At 67.0% G+C, this 21,476-nt stretch carries 31 protein-coding genes; 13 read left to right on the top strand and 18 right to left on the bottom strand.

Translation table 11 applies throughout. The features are described from left to right. Positions 1-52: 52 nt before the first annotated feature. From tolQ to ffh, 9 genes are all read right to left on the bottom strand, one after another. Positions 53-742 carry a protein TolQ gene (gene tolQ / locus H3309_RS03030; RefSeq protein ID WP_182297314.1) on the bottom strand — a complete coding sequence of 230 codons (690 nt, stop codon included), beginning with the start codon at positions 740-742 and terminating at the stop codon, positions 53-55. A 150-nt stretch (positions 743-892) separates the two neighbouring features. Further along, the gene (locus H3309_RS03035; protein WP_243453820.1) at positions 893-1,330 is read right to left on the bottom strand and encodes a YbgC/FadM family acyl-CoA thioesterase; all 438 of its coding nucleotides are present in this window, start codon (positions 1,328-1,330) and stop codon (positions 893-895) included. 11 nt (positions 1,331-1,341) lie between these two features. Continuing rightward, positions 1,342-1,725, bottom strand: coding sequence for a 50S ribosomal protein L19 (gene rplS, locus H3309_RS03040; protein ID WP_182297315.1), 384 nt, complete (start codon positions 1,723-1,725; stop codon positions 1,342-1,344). A 1-nt stretch (position 1,726) separates the two neighbouring features. After that, on the bottom strand, positions 1,727-2,452 hold the full coding sequence (gene trmD / locus H3309_RS03045; protein ID WP_182297316.1) for a tRNA (guanosine(37)-N1)-methyltransferase TrmD: 726 nt from the start codon (positions 2,450-2,452) through the stop codon (positions 1,727-1,729). Then, entirely contained in the window at positions 2,449-2,841 is a 393-nt protein-coding gene (locus H3309_RS03050; protein WP_182297317.1) for a type II toxin-antitoxin system VapC family toxin, read from the bottom strand. Before H3309_RS03050 ends, trmD begins: the two co-directional genes overlap by 4 nt. Then, positions 2,834-3,097, bottom strand: a complete 264-nt coding sequence (locus H3309_RS03055) for an AbrB/MazE/SpoVT family DNA-binding domain-containing protein (RefSeq protein ID WP_182297318.1) — start codon at positions 3,095-3,097, stop codon at positions 2,834-2,836. The genes H3309_RS03050 and H3309_RS03055 overlap by 8 nt, the downstream gene beginning before the upstream one ends. Positions 3,098-3,129: 32 nt before the next feature. Further along, a complete protein-coding gene (rimM, locus tag H3309_RS03060; RefSeq protein ID WP_182297319.1) occupies positions 3,130-3,615 on the bottom strand; it encodes a ribosome maturation factor RimM in 486 nt (161 codons plus the stop codon). Further along, positions 3,612-4,025, bottom strand: coding sequence for a 30S ribosomal protein S16 (rpsP, locus tag H3309_RS03065; protein WP_182297320.1), 414 nt, complete (start codon positions 4,023-4,025; stop codon positions 3,612-3,614). Before rpsP ends, rimM begins: the two co-directional genes overlap by 4 nt. Positions 4,026-4,039: 14 nt before the next feature. Further along, positions 4,040-5,458: a signal recognition particle protein gene (ffh, locus tag H3309_RS03070; RefSeq protein WP_182297321.1), complete on the bottom strand. Its 1,419-nt coding sequence runs from the start codon at positions 5,456-5,458 to the stop codon at positions 4,040-4,042. Between the two features lie 245 nt (positions 5,459-5,703). Between ffh and H3309_RS03075 the strand changes: the two genes are divergently transcribed. Genes H3309_RS03075 through H3309_RS03085 form a run of 3 tightly spaced genes read left to right on the top strand, consistent with a single transcriptional unit; the run spans position 5,704 to position 6,980 of the window. Beyond that, the gene (locus H3309_RS03075; protein ID WP_182297322.1) at positions 5,704-6,297 is read left to right on the top strand and encodes a GNAT family N-acetyltransferase; all 594 of its coding nucleotides are present in this window, start codon (positions 5,704-5,706) and stop codon (positions 6,295-6,297) included. Positions 6,298-6,336: 39 nt separating this feature from the next. Beyond that, complete coding sequence (locus tag H3309_RS03080; protein ID WP_207791553.1) at positions 6,337-6,600, top strand: antitoxin; 264 nt, start codon at positions 6,337-6,339, stop codon at positions 6,598-6,600. Further along, positions 6,597-6,980, top strand: a complete 384-nt coding sequence (locus H3309_RS03085) for a PIN domain-containing protein (RefSeq protein ID WP_182297323.1) — start codon at positions 6,597-6,599, stop codon at positions 6,978-6,980. The genes H3309_RS03080 and H3309_RS03085 overlap by 4 nt, the downstream gene beginning before the upstream one ends. Here the strand turns inward: H3309_RS03085 and H3309_RS03090 are convergent. From H3309_RS03090 to H3309_RS03110, 5 genes are all read right to left on the bottom strand, one after another. Further along, positions 6,977-7,897 carry a hypothetical protein gene (locus H3309_RS03090; protein ID WP_182297324.1) on the bottom strand — a complete coding sequence of 307 codons (921 nt, stop codon included), beginning with the start codon at positions 7,895-7,897 and terminating at the stop codon, positions 6,977-6,979. The two genes, H3309_RS03085 and H3309_RS03090, sit on opposite strands and share 4 nt — an antisense overlap. Before the next feature lie 162 nt (positions 7,898-8,059). Next, positions 8,060-9,496 carry an ammonium transporter gene (locus tag H3309_RS03095; RefSeq protein ID WP_182297325.1) on the bottom strand — a complete coding sequence of 479 codons (1,437 nt, stop codon included), beginning with the start codon at positions 9,494-9,496 and terminating at the stop codon, positions 8,060-8,062. Between the two features lie 14 nt (positions 9,497-9,510). Next, positions 9,511-9,849 (bottom strand): P-II family nitrogen regulator, encoded by a 339-nt coding sequence (locus H3309_RS03100; protein WP_182297326.1) that lies wholly within the window; start codon positions 9,847-9,849, stop codon positions 9,511-9,513. 122 nt (positions 9,850-9,971) lie between these two features. After that, positions 9,972-10,190, bottom strand: coding sequence for a putative signal transducing protein (locus H3309_RS03105; protein ID WP_182297327.1), 219 nt, complete (start codon positions 10,188-10,190; stop codon positions 9,972-9,974). Continuing rightward, positions 10,190-10,744 carry a pyridoxamine 5'-phosphate oxidase family protein gene (locus tag H3309_RS03110; protein ID WP_182297328.1) on the bottom strand — a complete coding sequence of 185 codons (555 nt, stop codon included), beginning with the start codon at positions 10,742-10,744 and terminating at the stop codon, positions 10,190-10,192. The genes H3309_RS03105 and H3309_RS03110 overlap by 1 nt, the downstream gene beginning before the upstream one ends. A 59-nt stretch (positions 10,745-10,803) precedes the next feature. On the opposite strand from H3309_RS03110, the gene H3309_RS03115 reads away from it, so the two are divergent. Together H3309_RS03115 and H3309_RS03120 are read left to right on the top strand one after the other, a co-directional pair. Next, positions 10,804-11,040 (top strand): type II toxin-antitoxin system CcdA family antitoxin, encoded by a 237-nt coding sequence (locus H3309_RS03115; RefSeq protein ID WP_182297329.1) that lies wholly within the window; start codon positions 10,804-10,806, stop codon positions 11,038-11,040. A gap of 1 nt (position 11,041) precedes the next feature. Further along, positions 11,042-11,341, top strand: coding sequence for a CcdB family protein (locus tag H3309_RS03120; RefSeq protein WP_182297330.1), 300 nt, complete (start codon positions 11,042-11,044; stop codon positions 11,339-11,341). A 258-nt stretch (positions 11,342-11,599) separates the two neighbouring features. Here the strand turns inward: H3309_RS03120 and tldD are convergent, their stop codons facing one another. Both tldD and H3309_RS03130 read right to left on the bottom strand, forming a co-directional pair. Then, entirely contained in the window at positions 11,600-13,012 is a 1,413-nt protein-coding gene (gene tldD / locus H3309_RS03125; RefSeq protein ID WP_182297331.1) for a metalloprotease TldD, read from the bottom strand. Positions 13,013-13,044: 32 nt separating this feature from the next. After that, the gene (locus H3309_RS03130; protein WP_207791554.1) at positions 13,045-13,224 is read right to left on the bottom strand and encodes a zinc-finger domain-containing protein; all 180 of its coding nucleotides are present in this window, start codon (positions 13,222-13,224) and stop codon (positions 13,045-13,047) included. Between the two features lie 224 nt (positions 13,225-13,448). Here H3309_RS03130 and H3309_RS03135 point away from each other — a divergent pair, with 224 nt between their 5' ends. After that, positions 13,449-13,787, top strand: a complete 339-nt coding sequence (locus tag H3309_RS03135; protein ID WP_182297333.1) for a UrcA family protein — start codon at positions 13,449-13,451, stop codon at positions 13,785-13,787. Between the two features lie 49 nt (positions 13,788-13,836). Here the strand turns inward: H3309_RS03135 and H3309_RS03140 are convergent, their stop codons facing one another. Together H3309_RS03140 and H3309_RS17530 are read right to left on the bottom strand one after the other, a co-directional pair. After that, entirely contained in the window at positions 13,837-14,559 is a 723-nt protein-coding gene (locus H3309_RS03140) for a LytR/AlgR family response regulator transcription factor (RefSeq protein WP_182297334.1), read from the bottom strand. Continuing rightward, positions 14,552-15,850 carry a sensor histidine kinase gene (locus tag H3309_RS17530; RefSeq protein ID WP_182297335.1) on the bottom strand — a complete coding sequence of 433 codons (1,299 nt, stop codon included), beginning with the start codon at positions 15,848-15,850 and terminating at the stop codon, positions 14,552-14,554. The genes H3309_RS03140 and H3309_RS17530 overlap by 8 nt, the downstream gene beginning before the upstream one ends. A 121-nt stretch (positions 15,851-15,971) precedes the next feature. Between H3309_RS17530 and H3309_RS03150 the strand changes: the two genes are divergently transcribed. From H3309_RS03150 to ribH, 7 genes are all read left to right on the top strand, one after another. After that, positions 15,972-17,147 carry a CaiB/BaiF CoA transferase family protein gene (locus H3309_RS03150; RefSeq protein ID WP_243453821.1) on the top strand — a complete coding sequence of 392 codons (1,176 nt, stop codon included), beginning with the start codon at positions 15,972-15,974 and terminating at the stop codon, positions 17,145-17,147. Between the two features lie 13 nt (positions 17,148-17,160). Further along, the gene (gene hisN, locus H3309_RS03155; RefSeq protein WP_182297336.1) at positions 17,161-17,931 is read left to right on the top strand and encodes a histidinol-phosphatase; all 771 of its coding nucleotides are present in this window, start codon (positions 17,161-17,163) and stop codon (positions 17,929-17,931) included. Between the two features lie 48 nt (positions 17,932-17,979). Then, on the top strand, positions 17,980-18,225 hold the full coding sequence (locus H3309_RS03160) for a type II toxin-antitoxin system ParD family antitoxin (protein ID WP_182297337.1): 246 nt from the start codon (positions 17,980-17,982) through the stop codon (positions 18,223-18,225). Next, positions 18,225-18,545 (top strand): type II toxin-antitoxin system RelE/ParE family toxin, encoded by a 321-nt coding sequence (locus tag H3309_RS03165; protein WP_182297338.1) that lies wholly within the window; start codon positions 18,225-18,227, stop codon positions 18,543-18,545. The genes H3309_RS03160 and H3309_RS03165 overlap by 1 nt, the downstream gene beginning before the upstream one ends. A 150-nt stretch (positions 18,546-18,695) precedes the next feature. Next, positions 18,696-19,697, top strand: coding sequence for an NADP-dependent oxidoreductase (locus H3309_RS03170; RefSeq protein WP_182297339.1), 1,002 nt, complete (start codon positions 18,696-18,698; stop codon positions 19,695-19,697). Between the two features lie 50 nt (positions 19,698-19,747). Beyond that, the gene (ribB, locus tag H3309_RS03175) at positions 19,748-21,031 is read left to right on the top strand and encodes a 3,4-dihydroxy-2-butanone-4-phosphate synthase (RefSeq protein WP_182297340.1); all 1,284 of its coding nucleotides are present in this window, start codon (positions 19,748-19,750) and stop codon (positions 21,029-21,031) included. Continuing rightward, the gene (ribH, locus tag H3309_RS03180) at positions 21,031-21,453 is read left to right on the top strand and encodes a 6,7-dimethyl-8-ribityllumazine synthase (RefSeq protein WP_182298458.1); all 423 of its coding nucleotides are present in this window, start codon (positions 21,031-21,033) and stop codon (positions 21,451-21,453) included. The genes ribB and ribH overlap by 1 nt, the downstream gene beginning before the upstream one ends. The last annotated feature ends 23 nt before the right edge of the window (positions 21,454-21,476 follow it).

Genomic DNA, 21,476 nt, shown 5'->3' on the forward strand with positions numbered 1-21,476 from the left:
GCGCGCCGCCGTTTGCCACGCCGGGCGACGCCCCCAAGACCCCCTGTTGCCATCAGCGGTCGCCGTCCAGCTCGCGGCTGAGCATGGCGTGGAAGGCGGCGCTGAAGGCGGTCAGCCGGTCTTCCAGCCGGTCGATGCGGTGCAGCAGGCGGTTGTAGCCGATGACCGCGGGAATGGCGGCGAACAGCCCGATGGCGGTGGCGAACAGCGCCTCGGCAATGCCCGGCGCGACGACGGCGAGGCTGGTGTTCTGGGTGGCGCCGATGGCGATGAAGCTGCGCATGATGCCCCAGACGGTGCCGAACAGGCCCACAAAAGGAGCGACGCTGCCGATGGTGGCGAGGATGTTGAGCCGGTCGGAGAGGTCGGAGATGGCGCGGTCGATGCTGGCCTGCATGACGCCGGCGAGACGCGCGCGCACGCCTTCGCGGTCGGCCAGGCCGGTGCGTTTGGTCGACGCCTGCCATTCGTCCATGCCGGCGGCGAACAGGTCGCCGGCGGGGTGCTTGCCCTTGTCGCCGGAGAGGTCGTCGAGCGATTCGGCCTTCCAGAAGCGGGTTTCGAAGGCGCGGACGGCCTTGTCCAGCGCGGACAGCCGGCGGGTGCGTTCGATGATGATTGCCCAGCTCCAGACGCTGGCCAGCAGCAGCCCGATCATGACGGCCTTCACCACCCAGTCCGCCTGCAGGAACAGCGCCCAGGGGCTCATGTCGGTGGCTGCGGTCAGGGCGAGGGCGTCCATGCGGTCTCCGGGATCAGGCGCCGTGGCGTGGCCTGCGGTTCCTGTATCGGGGCTGAATCAGGGATGCGCAATGGAATGTGGAACGGCGACCTGTGGGAGAATGTTCCACGTGGAACCAGATTGGATGTTCCACGTGGAACAATGATGCGATTATGGTTGTATCATCAGCCGGCGGAAGCCGGCCATCCAGTCGGCTGGCTGGCGTCTTGGGCGGCCGTCCGGCGTGAGGAAAGCGGCGCGGATGGTGGCGTCGGTCAGCAGCCGGCCGTCGCGGGAAATGGCCTGCACCATGCTGACGGTGGCGGCACCCAGCGCGGTGACGCGGGTTTCGATGAGCAGGTCGTCTTCGAGGCGCGCCGGGCTGAGATAGTCGATGGAGAGGTCGCGGATGGCATAGACGCCGGTGCCGCTGGCGTGGGCTTCGCGCTGGTCGATGCCGGCGACGCGCAGCAGGTCGCTGCGCGCCCGTTCCATGTAGCGCAGGTAGTTGGCGTGATAGACGACGCCGGAGAAGTCCGTGTCCTCGAAATAGACGCGCACCGCGAAGCGGTGCACGCCACTTTCAATGGCGCCGGTGAGCGGTTTCACCGGTGAAACGCTTATGCAGCGGTGGAATCCGTCCGCTTGTCGCGCAGTTCGACGATGCGGGCGGATTTGCCGCTGCGGCCGCGCAGATAATAGAGCTTGGCACGACGCACGACCCCGCGACGCACGACGTCGATGCTCTCGACGATCGGCGAATAGAGCGGGAAGACGCGCTCCACGCCTTCGCCGAAGCTGATCTTGCGCACGGTGAAGTTGCTGTTGATGCCGCGGTTCGAGCGGGCGATGCAGACGCCTTCGAAGGTCTGGACGCGGGTGCGGTCGCCTTCGACCACCTTGACGCCGACCTTCAGCGTGTCGCCGGCGCGGAACAGCGGCACGGCGCGTTTTTGCGTGAGTTTGGCGATCTGTTCGGCTTCAATCGTCTGGATGATGTTCATGTCATTTCTCCTCTGCCCTCTTGGGGGCGATGGTGCCGCGTGCCAGAGGGCGGACCAGGTCGGGCCGCCATAGCGAGGTATCGGCGAGCGCACGGGTGCGTCGCCATTCCTCGATCCGCGCATGATCGCCGGAACGCAGCACGTCCGGAATATCGCGCCCCTCCCAGCTGACTGGTCGGGTATAGTGGGGGGCTTCGAGAAGGCCGCTTTCGAAGCTTTCCTCGACCCCACTGAGGGCCGCGCCCATTACGCCGGGAAGCAGGCGAATGCAAGCGTCGAGAAGGACAAGGGCCGCGGGTTCGCCGCCGGAGAGGATGTAATCGCCGATACACAAGGGCTCGACGTCGCGGCCGGGGAAGATGCGCTCATCAAAACCTTCGAAGCGGCCGCAGAGGAGAGTGACGCCGGGGCCGGCGGCGAGCGCGCGGACGCGGGCCTGGGTGAGGCGGGGGCCGCGGGGGGTGAGGGCGATGACGGGGAGCGCCGGGTGCCGGCGCCGTGCGGCGTCGATGGCGGCGGCGAGGACATCGACGCGCAGGACCATGCCGGCGCCGCCGCCCGCCGGCGTGTCATCGACGCTGCGGTGGCGGTCTGTGGCGAAATCGCGGAGCTGCAGGGGGGTGAGCGACCAGATCTTGTCGGCAAGCGCGCGGCCGGCGAGGCTGTGGCCGAGCGGGCCGGGGAACATCTCCGGGTAGAGGGTGATGGGTTGGGCGCGCCAGGTCATGCGGGCCAGATGGTCCAGTCTTCGGTGACGAGACCGGGGATGTCGGCGAAGTCGCGCGGATTGTTGGTGGCGATGGCGGCGCCCAAGGACAGCGCGTGGGCGGCGATCAGGCGGTCGAAGGAGTTTCGGCGGAAAGGGAGGGTGGCATAGATGTGCGCGGCTTCGCTGGTGAAGTTTCTGACACCGGCGCGCATGAACAACTGCTCTGCGGCCCACAGTTGGTCGCTGGGAGCGCGTGTCAGACCCAGCATGACTTCGGCGTAACTGATCACGGATACAGCAACATCTTCCTTGTTGCGGTTGCTGAGTTGGGCGACTTCGGGGCCGCTGGCATTCTGCAATATGTAGATACAGATGTTGGAATCGAGCAGAATCAGCCTGTCAGTCACGCGGTTTGCCCGCATATTTCATGTCCCAATCGAGTTCACGCTCTTCGAACATCCGCTCTTCAGGTGTCAGCGGTTTGAGCCAGGGGATGGCGCCCGCGATACCGGTGAGGTCGATCTTCTGGCGTACGGGTTCGACGATGAAGCGGCCCATTTCCTCGCGGACACTGACCTGCTGGCCGACGGTGACGGGGTAATCGGCGGGCAGGCGCACGGCCATGCTGTTGCCGGATTTGAAGATGCGGGTGGTGCGGGGCATGACGGGGTCCTGTGATGACAGGGCGTATATACTCAGGCGAGGTAGGGGGTGTCAATGATGAGGGGGGCGGTGAGGGCGGGGACGGCGGCGGGGATGAGGGGGACGAGGACGCGCTTTCCATCGGGTTTTTCGATGTCGAGCAGGTCGCTGGCGCCGTAGTTTTCGACCGCCACAACGCTGCCGGCGGGGGTGCCATCCGGGGTGACGACGGGCAGGCCGATGAGGTCGTGCCAGTAATATTCGCCCTCCGCCAGCGGCGGCAGGGCGCTGCGGGGGGCGGTGAGGAGGGTGCCGCGCGCGGATTCCGCCGCTTCGCGGCTGCCGAGCTCGGCGAAGCGGGCGACGGCGCCCTGGGGGCCGGGGCGCAGGCTTTTCAGCGTGACCGGCTGGCCGTTCAGCGCCAGGCCGGACAGGTTTTTCAGCCCGTCGGGGTCGGCGGTGAAGAGTTTCAGCCGGACCTCGCCGGTCACGCCATGCGCGCCGGCGACGGCGGCGAGCGTGACCGGCCGGTCGTTCACGCTTCGGTGGCGTCTTCGGCCGGGGCGGCTTCCGCCGGCGCGGCGGCGGCTTCGGCAGCCGCTTCGGCGGCCTCGGCTTCCTTCTGCGCCTTCAGTTCGGTGCGTTCCTTGGCCTTTTCGCCCGGCTGGCCCTTGGTGGGGTTCTGGCGGGCGGCGCGGGGGCGGATGCCGGCGGCATCGAGGAAGCGGGCAACGCGGTCGGTCGGTTGCGCGCCCTTGACCAGCCATTCCTTCGCGCGCTCGGCGTCGAGGGTGATGCGCTCGGCCGAATCCTTGGGCAGCAGCGGGTTGTAGGTGCCGAGCTTGTCGATGAAGCGGCCGTCCCGCGGTGAGCGGCTGTCGGCGACGACGATGCGGTAATAGGGCCGCTTCTTGGCGCCACCGCGGGCGAGACGAATTGAAAGTGCCATGGTCTTTTCCTCTTCTAACGTTTGAACCTGAAACCGCCGCCCGGGCTTCCGAGGCCGGGGGGCAGCATTTTTCCCATCATGGCCGACGGATCGCCGCCGCCGCCCATCATCTTGGCAATCGCGCCGAGGCCGCCCATCTTTTTCAGGCGCTTCATCGCGCCTTCCATTTCCTGGTGCATCTTCAGCAGCTTGTTGACATCCTGCACGGTCTGGCCGGCGCCCTTCGCGATGCGGATGCGGCGCTTGGCGTTGATCAGATCGGGCTTGGCGCGCTCTTTCGGGGTCATCGACAGGATGAGGGCCTCCATGCGGGCGAGGGTCTTTTCGTTGACGCCGGCCTTGTCCATCTGCGCCTGCGCCTTTCCCATGCCGGGCAGCATGCCGGCGAGCGCGCCGAGGCCGCCCATCTTCTTCATCTGCTGGAACTGCTGCCTGAGGTCGTTCATGTCGAACGCGCCCTTGGCCATGCGCGCGGCCATCTTTTCCGCCTGGTCGGCATCGAAGCTTTCGGCGGCGCGCTCCACCAGGCTGACGACGTCGCCCATGCCGAGGATGCGGCCGGCGGTGCGTTCCGGGTGGAAGGGTTCGATGGCGTCGAGTTTTTCGCCGGTGCCGATGAACTTGATCGGTTTGCCGGTGACATGGCGCATGGAAAGCGCGGCGCCGCCGCGGGCGTCGCCGTCCATGCGGGTGAGGATGACGCCGGTGAGCGGCACCTCGCGGCTGAAATTCTCGGCGACGTTGACGGCGTCCTGGCCGGTGAGGGCATCGACGACGAGCAGGGTTTCGGCCGGGCTGCTGGCGGCGCCGACCGCCTTCATTTCGGCCATCAGCGCGGTATCGACGTGGAGGCGGCCGGCGGTGTCGAGCATCAGCACGTCGAAGCCCTGGAGCTTCGCGGCCTGGAGGGCGCGCTTCGCGATGTCGGTGGGCAACTGGCCGGGGATGACGGGGAGGGTGGCGATCGACAGCTGTTCGCCGAGGATGCGGAGCTGGTCCTGCGCGGCCGGTCGGTTGACGTCGAGCGACGCCATCAGCACCTTCTTGCGGCGCTTGTCGGCGAGGTGCCTGGCGAGCTTGGCGGTGCTGGTGGTCTTGCCCGAGCCCTGCAGGCCGACCATCATGATGACGGCCGGCGGCGTGATGTCGATGTTGAGGTCGGCGGCGTCGCCGCCCAGGATTTCGACCAGCGTGTCGTTGACGATCTTGACGACCTGCTGGCCGGGCGTGACCGAGCGCAGCACCTCGGCACCGATGGCGCGTTCGGTGGCGATGTCGGTGAAGGCCTTGGCGACGGGCAGGGCGACATCGGCTTCGAGCAGGGCGACACGGACTTCGCGCATGGCGGCGCGGACTTCGAGTTCGTTGAGGGCGCCGCGGCCGCGCAGCTTTTCAAAGACGCCGCCGAGGCGTTCGGACAATGTGTCAAACATGGGCCATCAATCGCTTCACACTCACCTCAACGCGAAAACCGCCGGTGAGCGAACCTTCGCTGACCGGCGTGCATCCGTGGATGCTTCATTCAGACGCGCTGTTTGAAGCGGACTGCCCATGCCGTGTGGCGGGCGAGGAGTCAAGGTTGTGGCCGTGGCTTACCTTGGACATCTGCCGGCGGTAGGGGCAGGTGCTCGGTTGTTTTGCAGCGGCGATCGAAAGCGGTGGCCGGGGAGGGCGAAGGATGTTCATGTTGCAGCGATGGTCGGACGTGCATCGGCAGCCGTTTGCCGACATGCAGAGCGATCCGGAGGTCATGGCCGATTTGGGCGGGCCCTTTAGCCGCGCGGACAGCGACAGGAAATTCGATCGATACCGGGACGCCTGGCGGTCCCATGGTGTGTCGCGCTGGGCTGTTGTTGATGCGAGCGGGAATTTCCTGGGCTACGCGGGGGTCATGAAGGCGGGTGAAACCGATCATCCGCTGGGCCCGCACTATGAAATCGGGTGGCGGTTTCGGCGCCGGGCGTGGGGTTCGGGCTTTGCGACAGAAAGTGCGAGGCAGGCGCTTGAGCATGCCTGGACGGTCCTGACAGTCGATCAGATCTTTTCCTATACAGCGGCGGACAATCACCGTTCTCAAGCGGTGATGAAAAGGCTTGGACTGACTCGGGATATTGGGCGGGATTTCACCGCCCGATATCCGCAAGGTCTTTGGAGCGGGCTGGTCTGGACTGCTCAACGGCCGGTCCAGATTTTGATCAAAAGCCAAGGCTGTGCTTCGGAATGTATCGAAAGCGGACAGAATTCAAGCCGGGACAAGAGCAGGGCTGCTTGAACAGGGCCGGATAGACTTGTATATCCGCAGGGTGAGGTCATGGCCATGGCGACGGTGAAAACACGGACGTTCAAGAGCGGGAACAGCGAGGCGATCCGGGTGCCGCGCGAGCTGGCGTTCGGGATCGGCACGGAGGTTGAGATCGAGCGGAAGGGGGTGCGGTTGATCGTGACGCCGACCCTTCCGGATCGGCTGAGCGTGACCGAGATGCTGGACGCACTGGCGCGGATCGGGCCATCGCCGGACGGGATTCAGGCGCGCGAGCCGTTCGAATATCCCGACCGCCCGGGGTTGTTCGATTGATCCTGCTGGACACCGGCGTTGCGATCAATCTGCGCGACCAGCATGAGCCGACGCGGCAGCGGTTGCGTGAGCGCAGCAGCGATCCGCGGATATCGATCATCACGCAGGTTGAACTGGCGGCCGGGTTGCATCGGAAGGATGCGGACGAGCGGCGGGCGATGCGGTTGGCGGTGCTGCTGCGCGGCGTGACGGTATTGCCGTTCACGGTGGCGGAGGCGGCGGTTTATGCGCGGATTCTGGCGGTGGCGGGGTTTTCGCGGCGGAAGTTGCTGGACCGGTTGATCGCGGCGACCGCCGTCGCCAACGAGGTGCCGCTGGCGACGGTCAATCCGGACGATTTTGCCGATGTGCCCGACCTGGAGATCGAGGACTGGCGTTAGGGCGCGATGCCGAAATCGAAGACGCGGGCGGCCGATGCGCCGCCGCCGGCCAGCGCGCCGGTGCCGCCGGTGGCCTGGACGAAGCCATATTCACCGGGGCCGAGGTCGGTGTTGGGGGTAACCTTGTAGAGGCCGGGGGCGATCATGTCGGACTGGAAGGGGATGCGGTCCTTGTCCATCACGCCGGTCTTGGCGCCGCCGATGTTGACGGTGCCGAAGCGGGCCTCCCGGCGGTCCTTCTTCTCGGCGAATTTCACCAGGCTGAGTTCGTCGGGCGAGCTGGTGAGGCCGCCCACGCCGCTGGCCCACAGGCTGTTGCCGGCACCTTGCAGCGCGCGGGGCACCGATTCATCGAAATAGAAATAGAAAGTCGGGCGGCGGCTGGCGACGCGGACGCGGGCTTGCGGGCCGTTGATCGCCGCTTGGATGTCCATCGGCGCGAGGCCGAGCGTGAAGGCATAGCCCAGCAGGCCGCTGGTGCGGGCCTGGCTGGACGAGGTGGGTTGCAGGCGGGTCATCTTGCCGTCGTTCGGCTGCGCGTTCAGCACATAGACGCCGGGGAATTTGCGCACCAGCGGGTCTGGGGAATCGAGCGACAGTTCCTGCGGGGCGGCGGCCACCGTGGGTTTCGGGTCGAGCATGGCGGCGATGACGGCGTTGGGCACCCCCTTGCTCTTCAGCTCGATCAGCTTGTCGGTGGAGAGGTCGAAACTGGTGTTGCCGCTGCGGATCTTGGCGATGACAGCGGCTTCGCCGAGGCCGGCGCCGAGCAGCTTGATGACCGTGTCGTTGGTGACCACTTCGGCAGCGGGCGCCGGGGCGGGCGCCGCAGCCACCGCTGCTGGCGCGGTGGTTTGCGCGCTGAGCGGTGCCGCGAGCAGCATCAGGGGCAGGGCGAACGCGGCACGGACGGGCATGTATGTCTCCGGTGAAACAAAGTGACGGCGGTTTCGTCGCGGAAAAGCTGACACGACGCAAGCAGAAAATCGCGGCAAAAAATGGCCCCGGTGTTGCCACCGGGGCCAGGTTGTTTCCTTGGGGAGGAAGCGTTGTGGGTGCCGGGTGTCCGGCCCCCGAAATCAGTAGTTGTAGGCCCTTTCGCCATGTTCGGTGACATCGAGGCCTTCGCGTTCGGCGTCCACCGTCGGGCGGAGACCCAGGGTGAGTTTGAGCGCGTAGAAGATGAGGGCCGAGCCGATGCCGCTCCAGGCGACGACGAACAGCACGGCTTTCAGCTGCACCATCAACTGCGTTGCAGCACCAGGGTAGGTGAACTGGATGGTGCCGGGCTGCGCCAGATAATCGGCGATGCCCTGGCCGCCCAGCGCCGGATCCACCAGGATGCCGGTGGCCAGCGCGCCGACGATGCCGCCGATGCCGTGGACGCCGAAGACGTCGAGGCTGTCGTCGTAACCGAGCTTGTTCTTGATGGTGGAGCAGAAGAAGAAGCAAATGGGCGAGACGATGAGGCCGAGGACGATGGCGCCCATCGGGCCGGCGAAACCGCTGGCGGGCGTGATGGCGACGAGGCCGGCGACGGCGCCGGTGACGCCGCCGAGCAGGCTGGGTTTGCCCTTTGCAAGCTGTTCGACGATCACCCAGCTGACGGCCGCGGCGGCGGTGGCGACGAAGGTGTTGAGGAAGGCGACGCCGGTGACGCCGTTCGCCTCGAGATTCGAGCCCGCGTTGAAGCCGAACCAGCCGACCCACAGCAGGCTGGCGCCGATCATGGTCATCACCAGGCTGTGCGGCGGCATCGCCTCCTTGCCGTAGCCGATGCGCTTGCCGACGATGAGGCAGCCGACCAGCCCGGCGATGCCGGCGTTGATGTGGACGACGGTGCCGCCGGCAAAGTCGAGCGCGCCCCACTGGAACAGCAGGCCGGCGTTGGCGAGCGCGGCGGCGTAGGCGGCTTCGCCCTGTTTGGCCGCGGCGACGAAGGCGTCCGGACCGTCCCAATACCAGACCATGTGGGCGACGGGGAAATAGACGACGGTGGCCCAGATGACGGCGAAGATCATCAGGCTGCTGAACTTGATGCGTTCGGCGAACGCGCCGACGATCAGCGCCACGGTGATGCAGGCGAAGGTCATCTGGAAGGCGATGTAGACATATTCGGGGATCATCACCTTTTCGGAGAAGGTGGCGACGACCGAGGTGGCGTCCACGCCGATCAGGCCGGCCTTGGCGAAGGTGCCGAAGAAGTCCCCGCCGCCGCCGGTGAAGGCGAGGCTGTAGCCATAGCTGACCCAGAGCAGCGCGACGACCGAGACGATCATGAACACCTGGGTGAGCACGCTGAGCATGTTCTTGGTGCGGACGAGGCCGCCGTAGAAGAGCGCGAGGCCGGGGATGGACATCATCAGGACGAGCGCGGTCGAGACGAGCATCCAGGCGGTGTCGCCCTTGTTGACGGTGGCTTCGACGGCGGGCGCGGCATCCTGCGCGAGCGCCGGTGCGGCGAGCATCAGCGCGCCCATCGCGCCGATGGCAAATCTGGTCTTCCAGTTGGTCATTCCCAACTCCCCCTTCACAAAGCTGTATCGTTGGTTTCGCCGGTGCGGATGCGGACCGCCTGGCCGAGATCGAGGACGAAAATCTTGCCGTCACCGATGGCGCCGGTGTGCGCCGACTGCTGGATGGTTTCGACGACGCGCGGCGCCAGCTCGTCGGCGGCGGCGATCTCGATCTTCACCTTGGGCACCATGTTGGTGGTATATTCGGCGCCCCGGTAGATTTCGGTCTGGCCTTTCTGCCGGCCGAAGCCCTTCACCTCGGATACGGTCATGCCCTGCACGCCGAGGGCGGAAAGCGCGTCGCGCACCTCGTCCAGTTTGAACGGTTTGATGACGGCGATGATCAACTTCATTCGGCATTCCCCCAAGCAGATGCCATGTTTGCCGATTGTGCGGTGCACAAAGCGTGCCAAGCCGTCCTGTCAGGGAGCGGCGCCGTGTGGCGCCTGTGGCGTTGCCTGAAATATCGGCAGAGTCAGTTCGATGCCTGAATAGCGGGCAAATCCAGGGCGCGGCGGGCTGCTGCCACATCATCCTCCAGCACCATCAGGCGGATGCCGGGAAAGCCGCCGCCGATCAGGCTGCCGAAGTTGCTTTCGAACAGCATGGCGGGGATGCCGTCGGCCTCCAGCGCCGACCGCATGATTTCGGCGAGGGCGACATCATAGAGGGTCTCGAGCTCGACGAGCGCCATCAGCTGTAGGGGAGGACGGTGGGGGAGCGGACGGGCAGCCCGTCGATGCTGAGGCGGCGTTCGGCATATTTGCGCAGGCGGGCGGCGGGGTCGTCCTGCGCGTGCGCCTTGCGCAGGGTCTGGCGCTCGGCGACGAGCGCCATCTTCGGCACGCCCCAGCCGCAACTGCCCTGGGTGGAGTGGACAGCGATGTCGAAGATCTGGCGCACGCCACGCTCGATGGTGAAATGGGCGGCGAGGGCGCTCCAGCCCTCGTCCTGCGGCAGGACGGGCGTGCCATGGCCGTAGATGCGGTAGATCAGCGCCGGCTGGTCGAAGGCGCAGAACATGAGCGTGATGCGGCCGTCGGCGGCGAGATGGGCGTTGGTCTCGTTGCCGGAGCCGCCATAGTCGAGATAGGCGACGCGGGTGGGGGAGAGGATGCGGAAGCTGTCCATGCCTTTTGGGCTGAGGTTGATGCGGGCGTCGGCGGCGGCCGTGGCGACGAAGAAGACGGGCTGGCGGGCGAGGAAGGCGGCGTCCTTTTCGGCGATATGGTCGGAGAAGTCGGCCATGGGAGAGTTCCTTATGCGCGTGGTTGACACGCATGAATGATGCGGGCTATGGCTCTATCATGGCAAATCTGGGCGAAACACGGCGCGCGGTCAACATCACGTTGACGTCGTCCCTGGTGGATGAGGCGAAGTCCATTGGGCTGAACCTGTCGCGTGTCTGTGAAGCGGCGCTCGCCTCCGCGGTCAAAGCTGAGCAGGCGGCGGCTTGGAAGCGCGAGAACCAAGCAGCGATCGAGGCGACCAACGCCTGGGTTGAGAAGCATGGTTTGCCGCTCGAAAAATATCGCCTGTTCTGAAGTGGCACAGTTCGATGTCTTCCGATTAGATGCCGACACAATGGTTGTTGATGTGCAGTCAGATTTTCATGAGGGTCTGCGGTCTCGATTGACGGTGCCGGTGCAGGAAGTGGACGTGGCGGGACATCGCGCTAAGACGCGGCTCAACCCGATTGTTGTGATGAACGGACAGAATTTCGTGGTCATGACCGAGTGGGCGGCGTCGGTGCCGGACGGCCTTTTGCGTCAACCTGTCGGATCGCTGGCGGATCATCGCGACGTCATCATCGGTGCATTCGACATGCTGCTTACGGGATTTTAAATTAAGGGTGTTAAGGGAGATCGGGAATTCGCTGGTAAAAGAGCATTGGGGGGCCAATGAAAGTGTCAGACTTCTTCTATCGCGTAACGGCGACCCCATTCGTCCTTTGCGCAGCAGGTTGGCTATTGACCCGCGCTGCCACGGGACCTTCTGTAGATACCATAGCGGGATCTCTTTCGGCTATCCTCATGCTGGGATGTCTTTCGCTAATCCTCGGCATGGTTGCCAGCATATGGGACGTATGATGCAAAGCAACATTTAGGCCGTTCCGCCGACGGTCAAGCCTTCGATCAGCAATGTGGGCTGGCCGACGCCGGCGGGGACGCTCTGGCCGCCCTTGCCGCAGGTGCCGACGCCTTCGTCCAGCATCAGGTCGTGGCCGATGGCGGTGATGCGGTGCATCACGTCCGGCCCGTTGCCGATGAGGGTGGCGCCCTTGAGCGGCGCGCCGAGGCGGCCGTTTTCGACGCGGTACGCCTCGGTGCAGCTGAAGACGAACTTGCCGCTGGTGATGTCCACCTGGCCGCCGCCGAAGCTCTTGGCGTAGATGCCGTTCTTGACGCGCGACAGGATCTCGGCGGGGTCGTCGGTGCCGGCGCGCATGAAGGTGTTGGTCATGCGCGGCATCGGGGCGTGGGCGAAACTTTCGCGGCGGCCGTTGCCGGTGGCGGGGACGCCCATCAGCCGGGCGTTGAGGCGATCCTGCATATAGCCCTTGAGGATGCCGTCCTCGATCAGCGTCGTGCAGCTGGTGGGCGTGCCTTCGTCGTCGATCGAGAGCGAGCCGCGGCGGTCGTGGAGCGTGCCGTCGTCGACCACGGTGACGCCTTTCGCCGCGACCTGCTGCCCGACGCGGCCGGAGAAGGCGCTGGTGCCCTTGCGGTTGAAGTCGCCTTCGAGGCCATGGCCGACGGCTTCGTGCAGCAGGATGCCGGGCCAGCCGGGGCCGAGGACGACGGTCATCTCGCCGGCGGGGGCGTCGACGCTGTCGAGGTTGACGAGGGCCTGTTGCAGGGCGGTGTCGATGGCGGCCTGCCAGACGCTTTCGTCGAACAGCCGGTCGTAGAGATAACGGCCGCCGAGGCCGTGGAAGCCCTGTTCGCGGCGGTCGCCGGACTGCGCGACGATGGCGACGTTGAGGCGCACGAGCGGCCGGATGTCGCGGGCGCGGCTGCCGTCGGGGCGGATGATCTCGACGACGTGCCAGGTGCCGAGCAGGCTGGCGGAGACCTGGGCGACCTTGGGATCGCGGGCGCGGGCGGCGGCGTCGATGGCCTGGAGCAGCGCGACCTTGCGGGCGAAGGGGATGGCCGACAGCGGGTCGGCATCGGTGTAGAGCCGCTGGTTGGTGCGCGCCGGGGTGGCGCTGGCGCTGGTGGGTCCGCCCTTGATGACGCCGAGCGTGTCGGCGGCGCGCAGGATGGCGGATTCGGAAATGTCATTGGCGTGGGCGTAGGCGGTGGTCTCCCCCACGACGCCGCGCAGGCCAAAGCCGCGCGTGGTGTCGAACGTGGCGGCCTTCAATCGGCCGTCATCGAAGGAGAAGCTTTCGGACGCCGCATATTGCAGGAACAGCTCGCCATCGTCGCAGCCGGTGAGGGCGTTGCGGGTCAGCCGGAGGGCGGCGTCGGGATCGAGGCTGTCGTAGAGCAGCGTGTCGGGATTGGTCATGCCGCCGATATAGGCGGGCGGTGGCGGCTTTGTCAGTGTGAATCGTCTTGCGCATCATTGGCCAGGACGAAGCGGCGGTCGCAATAGCCGCAGTCCACATAGCCTGCCGCGCCGATCTCCAGCCAGACCCGGGGGTGGCCGAGCGCGCCTTCATCGCCATCGCAGGCGACGCGGCGGCTGTGGGCGATGCGGGTTTCCGGCGGCGCGATCATGGCGGCGCTGTAGCGGGGGGGAGGGCGCGGGACAAGCGCGGCCATTCGTCGAACGATGTTGCCGGTTGGTCGGCCATCACGGCCGCTTGCCGAAGCGCGGGCCGTGCCGGTCGAACGGCACGCGACGGCGGCCGCCGCCGGTGCGACAGCGGAGGGGCGACGTCGGCATCTTGTCCCCCTCTCGATCCGGCAGGCGTCGCACCCCTTTTTGACGGAGACAGTCGATGATTTTCCATGCCAAGCGGCTGCTGCCGCTCGCCGTGCTGGCGCTGACCGCGATGCCGGCGCTTGCCAATGACGACGCCCACCGGGTTGCCGCCGTGGAGCATGGCGACCTGGACCTGCGGACCGAGGCCGGGCAGCGGACGCTGGATGCCCGCATCAGGACCGCGGTGCGGTCGGTCTGTTCGGTGGATGGCGCGCGTGACATCCGGGCGATGCCGGCGCGGTGCCGTGCCGAAGCCACCGCGAAGGCCCAGGTTGCGGCGCAGGCGGCGATCGCCGCGGCGATCTCTCGCGAGCAGATGGCGGGCGGGGTGGCCAAGGCGCCCATCCTGCGCTGACCCGACAGTCCAGTCCTTCGGGGCCGGCCGCGGTCGGCCCCGGTTTTTTTCATGTCGGCCTTGCCATGGCCTGGACCGATTTCAGGTAGCTTCGGCCGATGCGCCAGGCGCCGTTGGCCGTGACAGCGGACCAGATGCCGGCGCCGTCGTGCCGCAGGCTGAGGATGGTATCCCGCCGCAGGATCACGCTGCGGTGGATGCGGATGAAATCGGCCGGATCGAGCCGTGCCTCGAGCTCGGTGGCGGTGGTGTGCAGCAGGTAGCTGCGGCCTTGCGCGATCAGGCGCATATAGTCCCGGTCGGCTTCGATCCGTTCGATGGCACGCGCGGCGAGACGCACCAGTTCGCCGCGGACGGGCACCCAGAATTCGCGAGTCCAGGGGTCCGCCGGGGCGGTGTTCGCGCGATGCGCGCGAACCCGGTCGAACGCGCGGGCGAGCCGTTCGGGCGAAACCGGTTTCTGCACATAGTCGACGGCGTCGGTATCGAAGGCGGCGACGGCATAGCCATCAAAGGCGGTGACGAAGATGATGCCGGGCCGGGACGCGCGGCCGTCCAGCGCGCGCGCGACGTCCATGCCGCTGAGTTCGGGCATGGCGATGTCGAGGAGCAGCACGTCGGGGGACAGGGCATCGACCATGCGCAGCGCGGCGGCGCCATCGTGGGCGATGCCGGCGAGGCGCAGGCCGGGCAGCTGGGCGCAGAGCAGTTGCAGGCGTTCGGCCGCGAGCGGTTCATCGTCGACGATGAGGACGGTGAGTTCGTCAGCCATGGGGGATGTCCAGGATCACGCGCCAGCCGCCGCCGGGGCGGGGACCGGCCTCCAGCCAGGCATCGTCGCCATAGCGGGCGGCGAGGCGGTCGCGGACGTTGCGCAGGCCGAGGCCGGTGCCGGCGTCCGTGCTGCTGCCGGGGCCGTCATCCTCGACACGGACGCGCAGCCGGCGCGCCGTCGTCGAGGCGGTGAAGGTGAGCGAGACGGGCCGCGCGACGGGCGCGACCGCATATTTGATGGCGTTTTCGACGATGGGTTGCAGGATGAAGCCGGGGACGGGCGCATCGCGGCATTCGGCCGGCAGGTCGACGACGACGGCGAGGCGGCCGGGAAAGCGCACCGCCTCGATCGCGAGATAGCGTTGTTGCAGCGCGATTTCCGCGTGCAGCGGCACATCGTCCGTCGGGTCGCCGCTGAGGCTGGCGCGGAAGAAGTCCGACAGGTTGAGGATCATGGTTTCGGCGGTGCGGTTGGCGCCCTTCATGACGAGCGAGGACAGCGAGTTGAGGGTGTTGAAGAGGAAATGCGGGTTGATCTGGTAGCGCAGCGCGCGGAGTTCGGCGGATTGTGCCGCCGCGGCGTAGCGGGCGGCGCGTTGTTCGGCGGCGCGCACCTGGGCGGCGAAGGTGAGCGCGATCCACATCACCGCCCAGCAGACGATGAAGAAATACCATTGCAGGGCGAGGCCGACGATCTGCTGGAGGGGGCTTTCATGTTCCTCGCCGGCGGTGATGACGGTGGCGGTGGTGCGGCTGCCATCGGGCCGGGTGCGGGTGATGGTGGTGACGGAGCTGCTGGCCCCCTGATCCACCCGCGTCGACTCGGTGGCGCCAGGGGGCGTGGGCGGGGCGGGTTTCACGATGATGCGGTTGTTTTCATCGCCGGTGACGATGGGCGGAACAGGAGGCACGGGGGGCGCCGGCGGGGCGGGCGGCTGCTGAATGACGAGCAGGGGATCGATCTGCCATTTCACCGGAAACAGTTCGAACGCCACGTAGTTGGTGGCGGAATAGGCGAGCGCCAGCGGCACGCAGGCGATGAAGGCGAGTGGCAGCAGCCGGCGGGCGCGCAGATGATCGAAGCGGCGGAGCAGCAGCCAGAGCAGGCTGGTTAGGCCGATGGAGACAGTGACGACGATGCCGCGGCGCACGGCCATCGGCAGCTGGTCGGGTTTCTCGTAGATGGCCATCATCAGCGTGTTGATGACGAAATAGGCAAGCCAGAACCCGCCGATCGACAGCAGCGCCAGGCGGCGCGAGGGGCGTGTGGGGGGATCGGGCGCGGTCATGGACAGCTTCCCTACGACAAATGGATGATTCTTGGCGGGGCTTTGTCGACAACGGAAGATGTTTGGTCGAAAAGCGGGTCGCCTGCGATGGCAGGGCACGGGCTGACGGCGACGGGTGAGGATGATGGAAGAGCGTTCCGACGATGCGGACAGGGCGGGACCGCTTTCAGGCGTGATGGTGCTGGACCTGTCGCGGGTGCTGGCGGGACCCTATGCGACGATGATGCTGGCGGAGCTGGGGGCGCGGGTGGTGAAGGTGGAGGCGCCGGGCGTGGGCGACGACAGCCGGCAGATCGGGCCGTTCAAAGAGGGCGAGAGCGCCTATTTCGCCAGCATCAACCGGGGGAAGGAATCGATCGCGCTGGACCTGAAGGCCGCCGGCGACCGGGTGATTTTCGAGGCGCTGCTGGCACGGGCGGATGTGCTCGTCGAGAATTTCCGGCCCGGCGTGATGGCGCGGCTGGGCTATGGCTGGGAGGTGCTGCGGGCGCGGCATCCGCGGCTGGTCTATGCCGCGGCGAGCGGGTTCGGGCAGACCGGGCCGGAGGCGGCGCGGCCGGCCTATGACATGATCGTCCAGGCGATGGGGGGAGTCATGAGCGTGACCGGCCACGAAGGGGGCCCGCCGACGCGGGTGGGGACGAGCATCGGTGACATCACGGCGGGGCTGTTCACGGTGATCGGCGTGCAGGCGGCGTTGTGGCATCGCGAGCGGACGGGGGTGGGCCAGCTGGTGGATGTGGCGATGCTGGATTGCCAGATCGCCATCCTGGAGAATGCGATCGCGCGCTATGCGGTGAGTGGCGTGGCGCCCGGACCGCTGGGGGCACGGCATCCGAGCATCACGCCGTTTGCCGCCTATGCCTGTGCCGACGGGCATATCGTGATCGCGGCGGGGAATGATGGGCTGTGGGCGACGCTGCTGGGGGTGCTGGGGGCGGAGACGCTGGCGAACGATGCGCGCTTTCTCAGCAATGCGCTGCGGACGGAGCATGCCGAGCTTGTGGCGGAGGCGCTGGAAGCGCGGTTGCGCGAGCGGCCGTGCGCGCACTGGCTGGCGGTGCTGGAGGCGGCGGGCGTGCCGTGCGGGCCGTTGCAGGATGTCGCGCAGGCGCTGAACCATCCCCAGGTGCGGGCGCGGAACATGGTGATCGGGACGGCGTTTCCCGGCGGCGCGCCGCTGCTGGCGGCGGGCAATCCGGTGAAGCTGTCGGCGCACGCCGACCCGGCGACGCGGCCGCCGGCGCCGGTGCTGGATGGCGACCGGGCCGCGATCCTGGCGGAGCTGGGGCTGTGAGGGAGGTCCGGACATGACTTTGGCGGCGGATATCGCGTTGGCGCACCGGCTGGCGGACGCGGCGGGGGAGGCGATCAGGCCGCATTTCCGCAGCGGCACGGCGGTGATCGACAAGGATGACGCGAGCCCGGTGACGGTGGCCGACCGCGCCGCGGAGGCGGCGATGCGGCGCATCCTGTCGCACGACCGGCCGCAGGACGGGATCGTGGGCGAGGAATATGGCGTGGAGCGGGAAGGGGCATCCCGGCAGTGGGTGTTGGACCCCATCGACGGCACGCGGGCGTTCATCGCCGGGCGACCGCTGTTCGGCACGCTGATCGCCCTTTTGGAGGATGGCGCGCCGGTGCTGGGGATCATCGACCAGCCGATTGCCCGCGACCGCTGGATCGGCGGCGATGGCGAGACGCGGCTGAACGGCGCGGTGGTGCGGGCGCGGGGCTGCGCGACGCTGGGGGAGGCCTATCTGGCGACCACCAGCCCGGACATTTTCTTTGGAGAGGGCGGCGAGGCGGCGTTCCGGCGGGTGTGGGGCCGGGCGCGGGATACCATCTATGGCGGCGATTGCCTGAACTATGCGCTGCTGGCCACCGGCTGCCTGGACCTGGTGATGGAGGAGGGGCTGAAGCTGTACGACTGGGCGGCGCTGGTGCCGGTGGTGGCGGGGGCGGGCGGGGTGATGACCGACTGGCGCGGCGAGGTATTGCGGCTGGGGGCGGAGGGACGGGCGCTGGCGGCGGGCGATGCGCGGGTGCACGCCGCGGCGGTGGGGGCGATCGGGCTGTAGCAATTTTGGTGCATTTTATGCTATCGCCCGGGTCGAAGGAGACGGGTGATGAATGTATCGGTCGGGCCGCGCTGGGAGGCGTTCATTCAGGCGACGGTGGCGGCGGGGCGCTATGGCACCGCCAGCGAGGTGATCCGCGAGGGGTTGCGGCTGGTGGAGGAGCGGGAGCGGAAGCTGCTAGCATTGCGCACAATGATCGATGAATCGCTGGCGGAGGGCGGCGATGTTTCGGACGCCGAAATCTCAGCCATGGCGGATACCATCGAAGCGGAGCAGACTGCGGCGCGTCATTGATGCGACGGTTGAGCTACCTGCGGTCAGCGCAACGCGATATCGCCATCATTCAGCGATTTATCGCGCGGGAGAGTGGTTATCCCCTGACAGCACGGGCCTTTGTGGCAAGTCTTCAAGATCGATGCCGGAAACTGGCCGAATTGCCCGGCACGCTGGGTCAAGCGCGGCCCGAGCTTGGGCCGGACATTCGATCGATTGTTCACAAGGGCTATCTCATCTTTTTCCGCTATCGGCAGGACGTCTTGCAAATCATCAACATTATCGAAGGCCATCGTGACGTGCAGGCGTTGTTCGGGGAGGAGGCCTCCCCGCTTTCCTAGGCTGACGTTGTGGCGGGGCTTCGCGTAGAGTGCATTTCGGAAAAGTGTGAAGCGGTTTTCCGATAAAAATGCACGACAACAAAAAGATAGACCCGCATTTTGATTCCATCAAAATGCAACAGGGTCTAACTGGCGGGGAAGGAGAGCGACATGCAGACGCGTCAGTGGCTTCTGGCCGATCATCCGCGGGGACGGCCGCTGCGGGATGGGGATTTCACGCTGGTGACGCGCGACCTGCCCGAGCCGGGGGCGGGGGAGATGCTGCTGAAGGTCCTGTGGCTGGGGTTCGATCCGGCGCAGAAGGGCTGGGCGGAGAATGTGGCGGACTATGTGGCGCCGATGGCGCTGGGCGATGTGATGCGCGGCAGCGGCATCGCGCGGGTGGAAGTGTCGAACGGCGGCCGGTTTCCGGTGGGCACGCTGGTCGCCGGGCTGACCGGCTGGACGGAGTGGCTGGTCAGCGACGGCGCGGGGTTCGAGGTGTGCCACCCCGGCCTGCCGCCGACCGCGATGCTGAGCGTGCTGGGGACGACCGGGCTGACGGCCTGGTGCGGGCTGTTCAAACTGGGTGAGCCGAGGCCGGGGGATACGGTGCTGGTGAGCGGCGCGGCGGGGGCGACCGGATCGGTGGTGGGGCAATTGGCGAAGGTGGCGGGGGCGCGGGCCGTCGGGATTGCCGGTGGCGCGGAGAAATGCCGCTGGCTGGTGGAAGAGGCGGGCTATGACGCGGCCATCGATTACAAGGCGGACAATCTGAGGGCGCGGTTGAAGGAGCTGGCGCCGGGCGGGGTGGATGTGGTGTTCGACAATGTCGGCGGCAAGATTCTGAACGACATGCTGGCGCATATCGCCACGGGGGCGCGGGTGGTGATCTGCGGCGGCATCAGCCGTTATGAGACCGGCACGATGCCGGCGGGGCCGGAGAATTATTTCAACCTGGTGTTCCGGCGGGCGACGATGCGGGGGTTCATCGTGCTCGATTGGGCCAGCGAGTTCCCGGCGCTGCGCAAGCGGCTGGCGGGCTTGGTGAACGATGGGCGGCTGAAGTTCCGGATCGATGAGCAGACGGGCTTTGAAAACACGCCGCGGACGCTGATGCGTCTGTTCACCGGCGACAATCGTGGCAAGCAGGTGCTGAAGATTGCGGATTGAGATGTGATTAACGCGCTTGACTCTCACATTGCAATGTGAGACGAGGTGGCATGAGCAGCGAATTGATCGGTCGGATCCGGCGTCTGGTGACCGAGGGCGGCATGTCGAAGTCGGGGCTGGCGCGGGCGGCGGGGTTGCACGCTAACACGCTGCGCGAGCTGGAGGGCGAGGGCTGGAACCCGACAGCGGAGACGTTGCGCAAGCTGGAGAGTTTCCTGTTCGAAAGCGACGAGACGCCGGTGCTGGTCCCGACCGAGGCGATCATCGAGGAGGCGCGCAACGGCCGGATGTTCATTCTGGTCGATGACGAGGACCGGGAGAATGAGGGCGACCTGGTGATCCCGGCGCAGATGGCGACGCCGGATGCGATCAACTTCATGGCGAAGCATGGCCGCGGCCTCATTTGCCTGACGCTGGCGTCGGAGCGGGTGAAGGCGCTGGGGCTGCCGCTGATGGCGCAGCACAATGGCACGCGGCATTCGACGGCCTTCACCGTCAGCATCGAGGCGAAAGAGGGCGTGACGACCGGCATCAGCGCGGCGGATCGGGCGCGGACGATCGCGGTGGCGATCGATGCGGCAAAGGGCCCGGACCATCTGGTGTCGCCGGGGCATGTGTTTCCGCTGGCGGCGCGGGATGGCGGCGTGCTGGTGCGCGCCGGGCATACCGAGGCGGCGGTGGATGTCAGCCGGCTGGCGGGGCTGAACCCCTCCGGCGTGATATGCGAGATCATGCGCGACGATGGCACGATGGCGCGGCTGGATGACCTGGTGCTGTTCGCGCGCCAGCATGGGTTGAAGATCGGCACGATCCGCGACCTGATCGCCTATCGCATGCAGCACGACCATCTGCTGCGCCCGGTGGCGCAGGTGGAGATCGACAGCATGCACGGCGGGCGCTGGACGGCGAAGACCTATCGCAACAGCGCCGATGGCGCCGAGCATATCGTGCTGCAGAAGGGGCGGATCGACGGCGCGAAGCCCACATTGGTTCGCGTACATGTGCAGTCAATGTTCACCGACCTGTTCGGCGAGGTGGGCGGGCGCAGCGGGCTGATTCCGCGGGCGATGGAGGCGATCGCGGCGGAAGGGGCGGGCGTGCTGGTGGTGATCCGCGACGCGCGCATGGACGCGATCAGCAGCCAGATGCGGGCGAAGGACCAGGGCGAGCCGTTCACGCTGCGCGATTATGGCGCCGGCGCGCAGATCCTGGTCGATCTGGGGGTGAGCGACATGGTGCTGCTGTCGACGAGCCACCGCAGCTATGTGGGGCTGGCGGGCTATGGGTTGAACGTGGTGGGCGAGCGCAGCCTGCTGGCGCAGGAGAGCATATGATGGCGCATATCGGAATCGTGGCGGCCGGATTCTATCGGCACATATTGGACATGCAGCTGGCCGGCGCGCGGGCGGCGCTGAAGGCGGCAGGTGCCACGCACGAGCTGGTCGAGGTGCCGGGCGCGCTGGAGATTCCGGGGGCCATCGGCCTGGCGACGGAGACCGGGCGTTATGACGGGTTCGTCGCGCTGGGGTGCGTGATCCGGGGGGAGACATACCATTTCGAGATTGTGGCCGGCGAGAGCGCGCGGGGGATCATGGCGCTGACCATGGACGGGCTGGCGATCGGCAATGGCATCCTGACGGTGGAGAATGAGGCCCAGGCGATCGCGCGGGCGGACCCGGGGCAGAAGAACAAGGCGGGCGAGGCGGTGGCGGCGATGCTGGCGCTGCTGGCGCTGCGGGAGAAGTTCGCGGGGTAAGAACATCCTTCGACAGGCTCAGG

Origin of the sequence: Sandaracinobacteroides saxicola (genome assembly GCF_014117445.1) — a bacterium.
Taxonomy (GTDB): domain Bacteria; phylum Pseudomonadota; class Alphaproteobacteria; order Sphingomonadales; family Sphingomonadaceae; genus Sandaracinobacteroides_A; species Sandaracinobacteroides_A saxicola.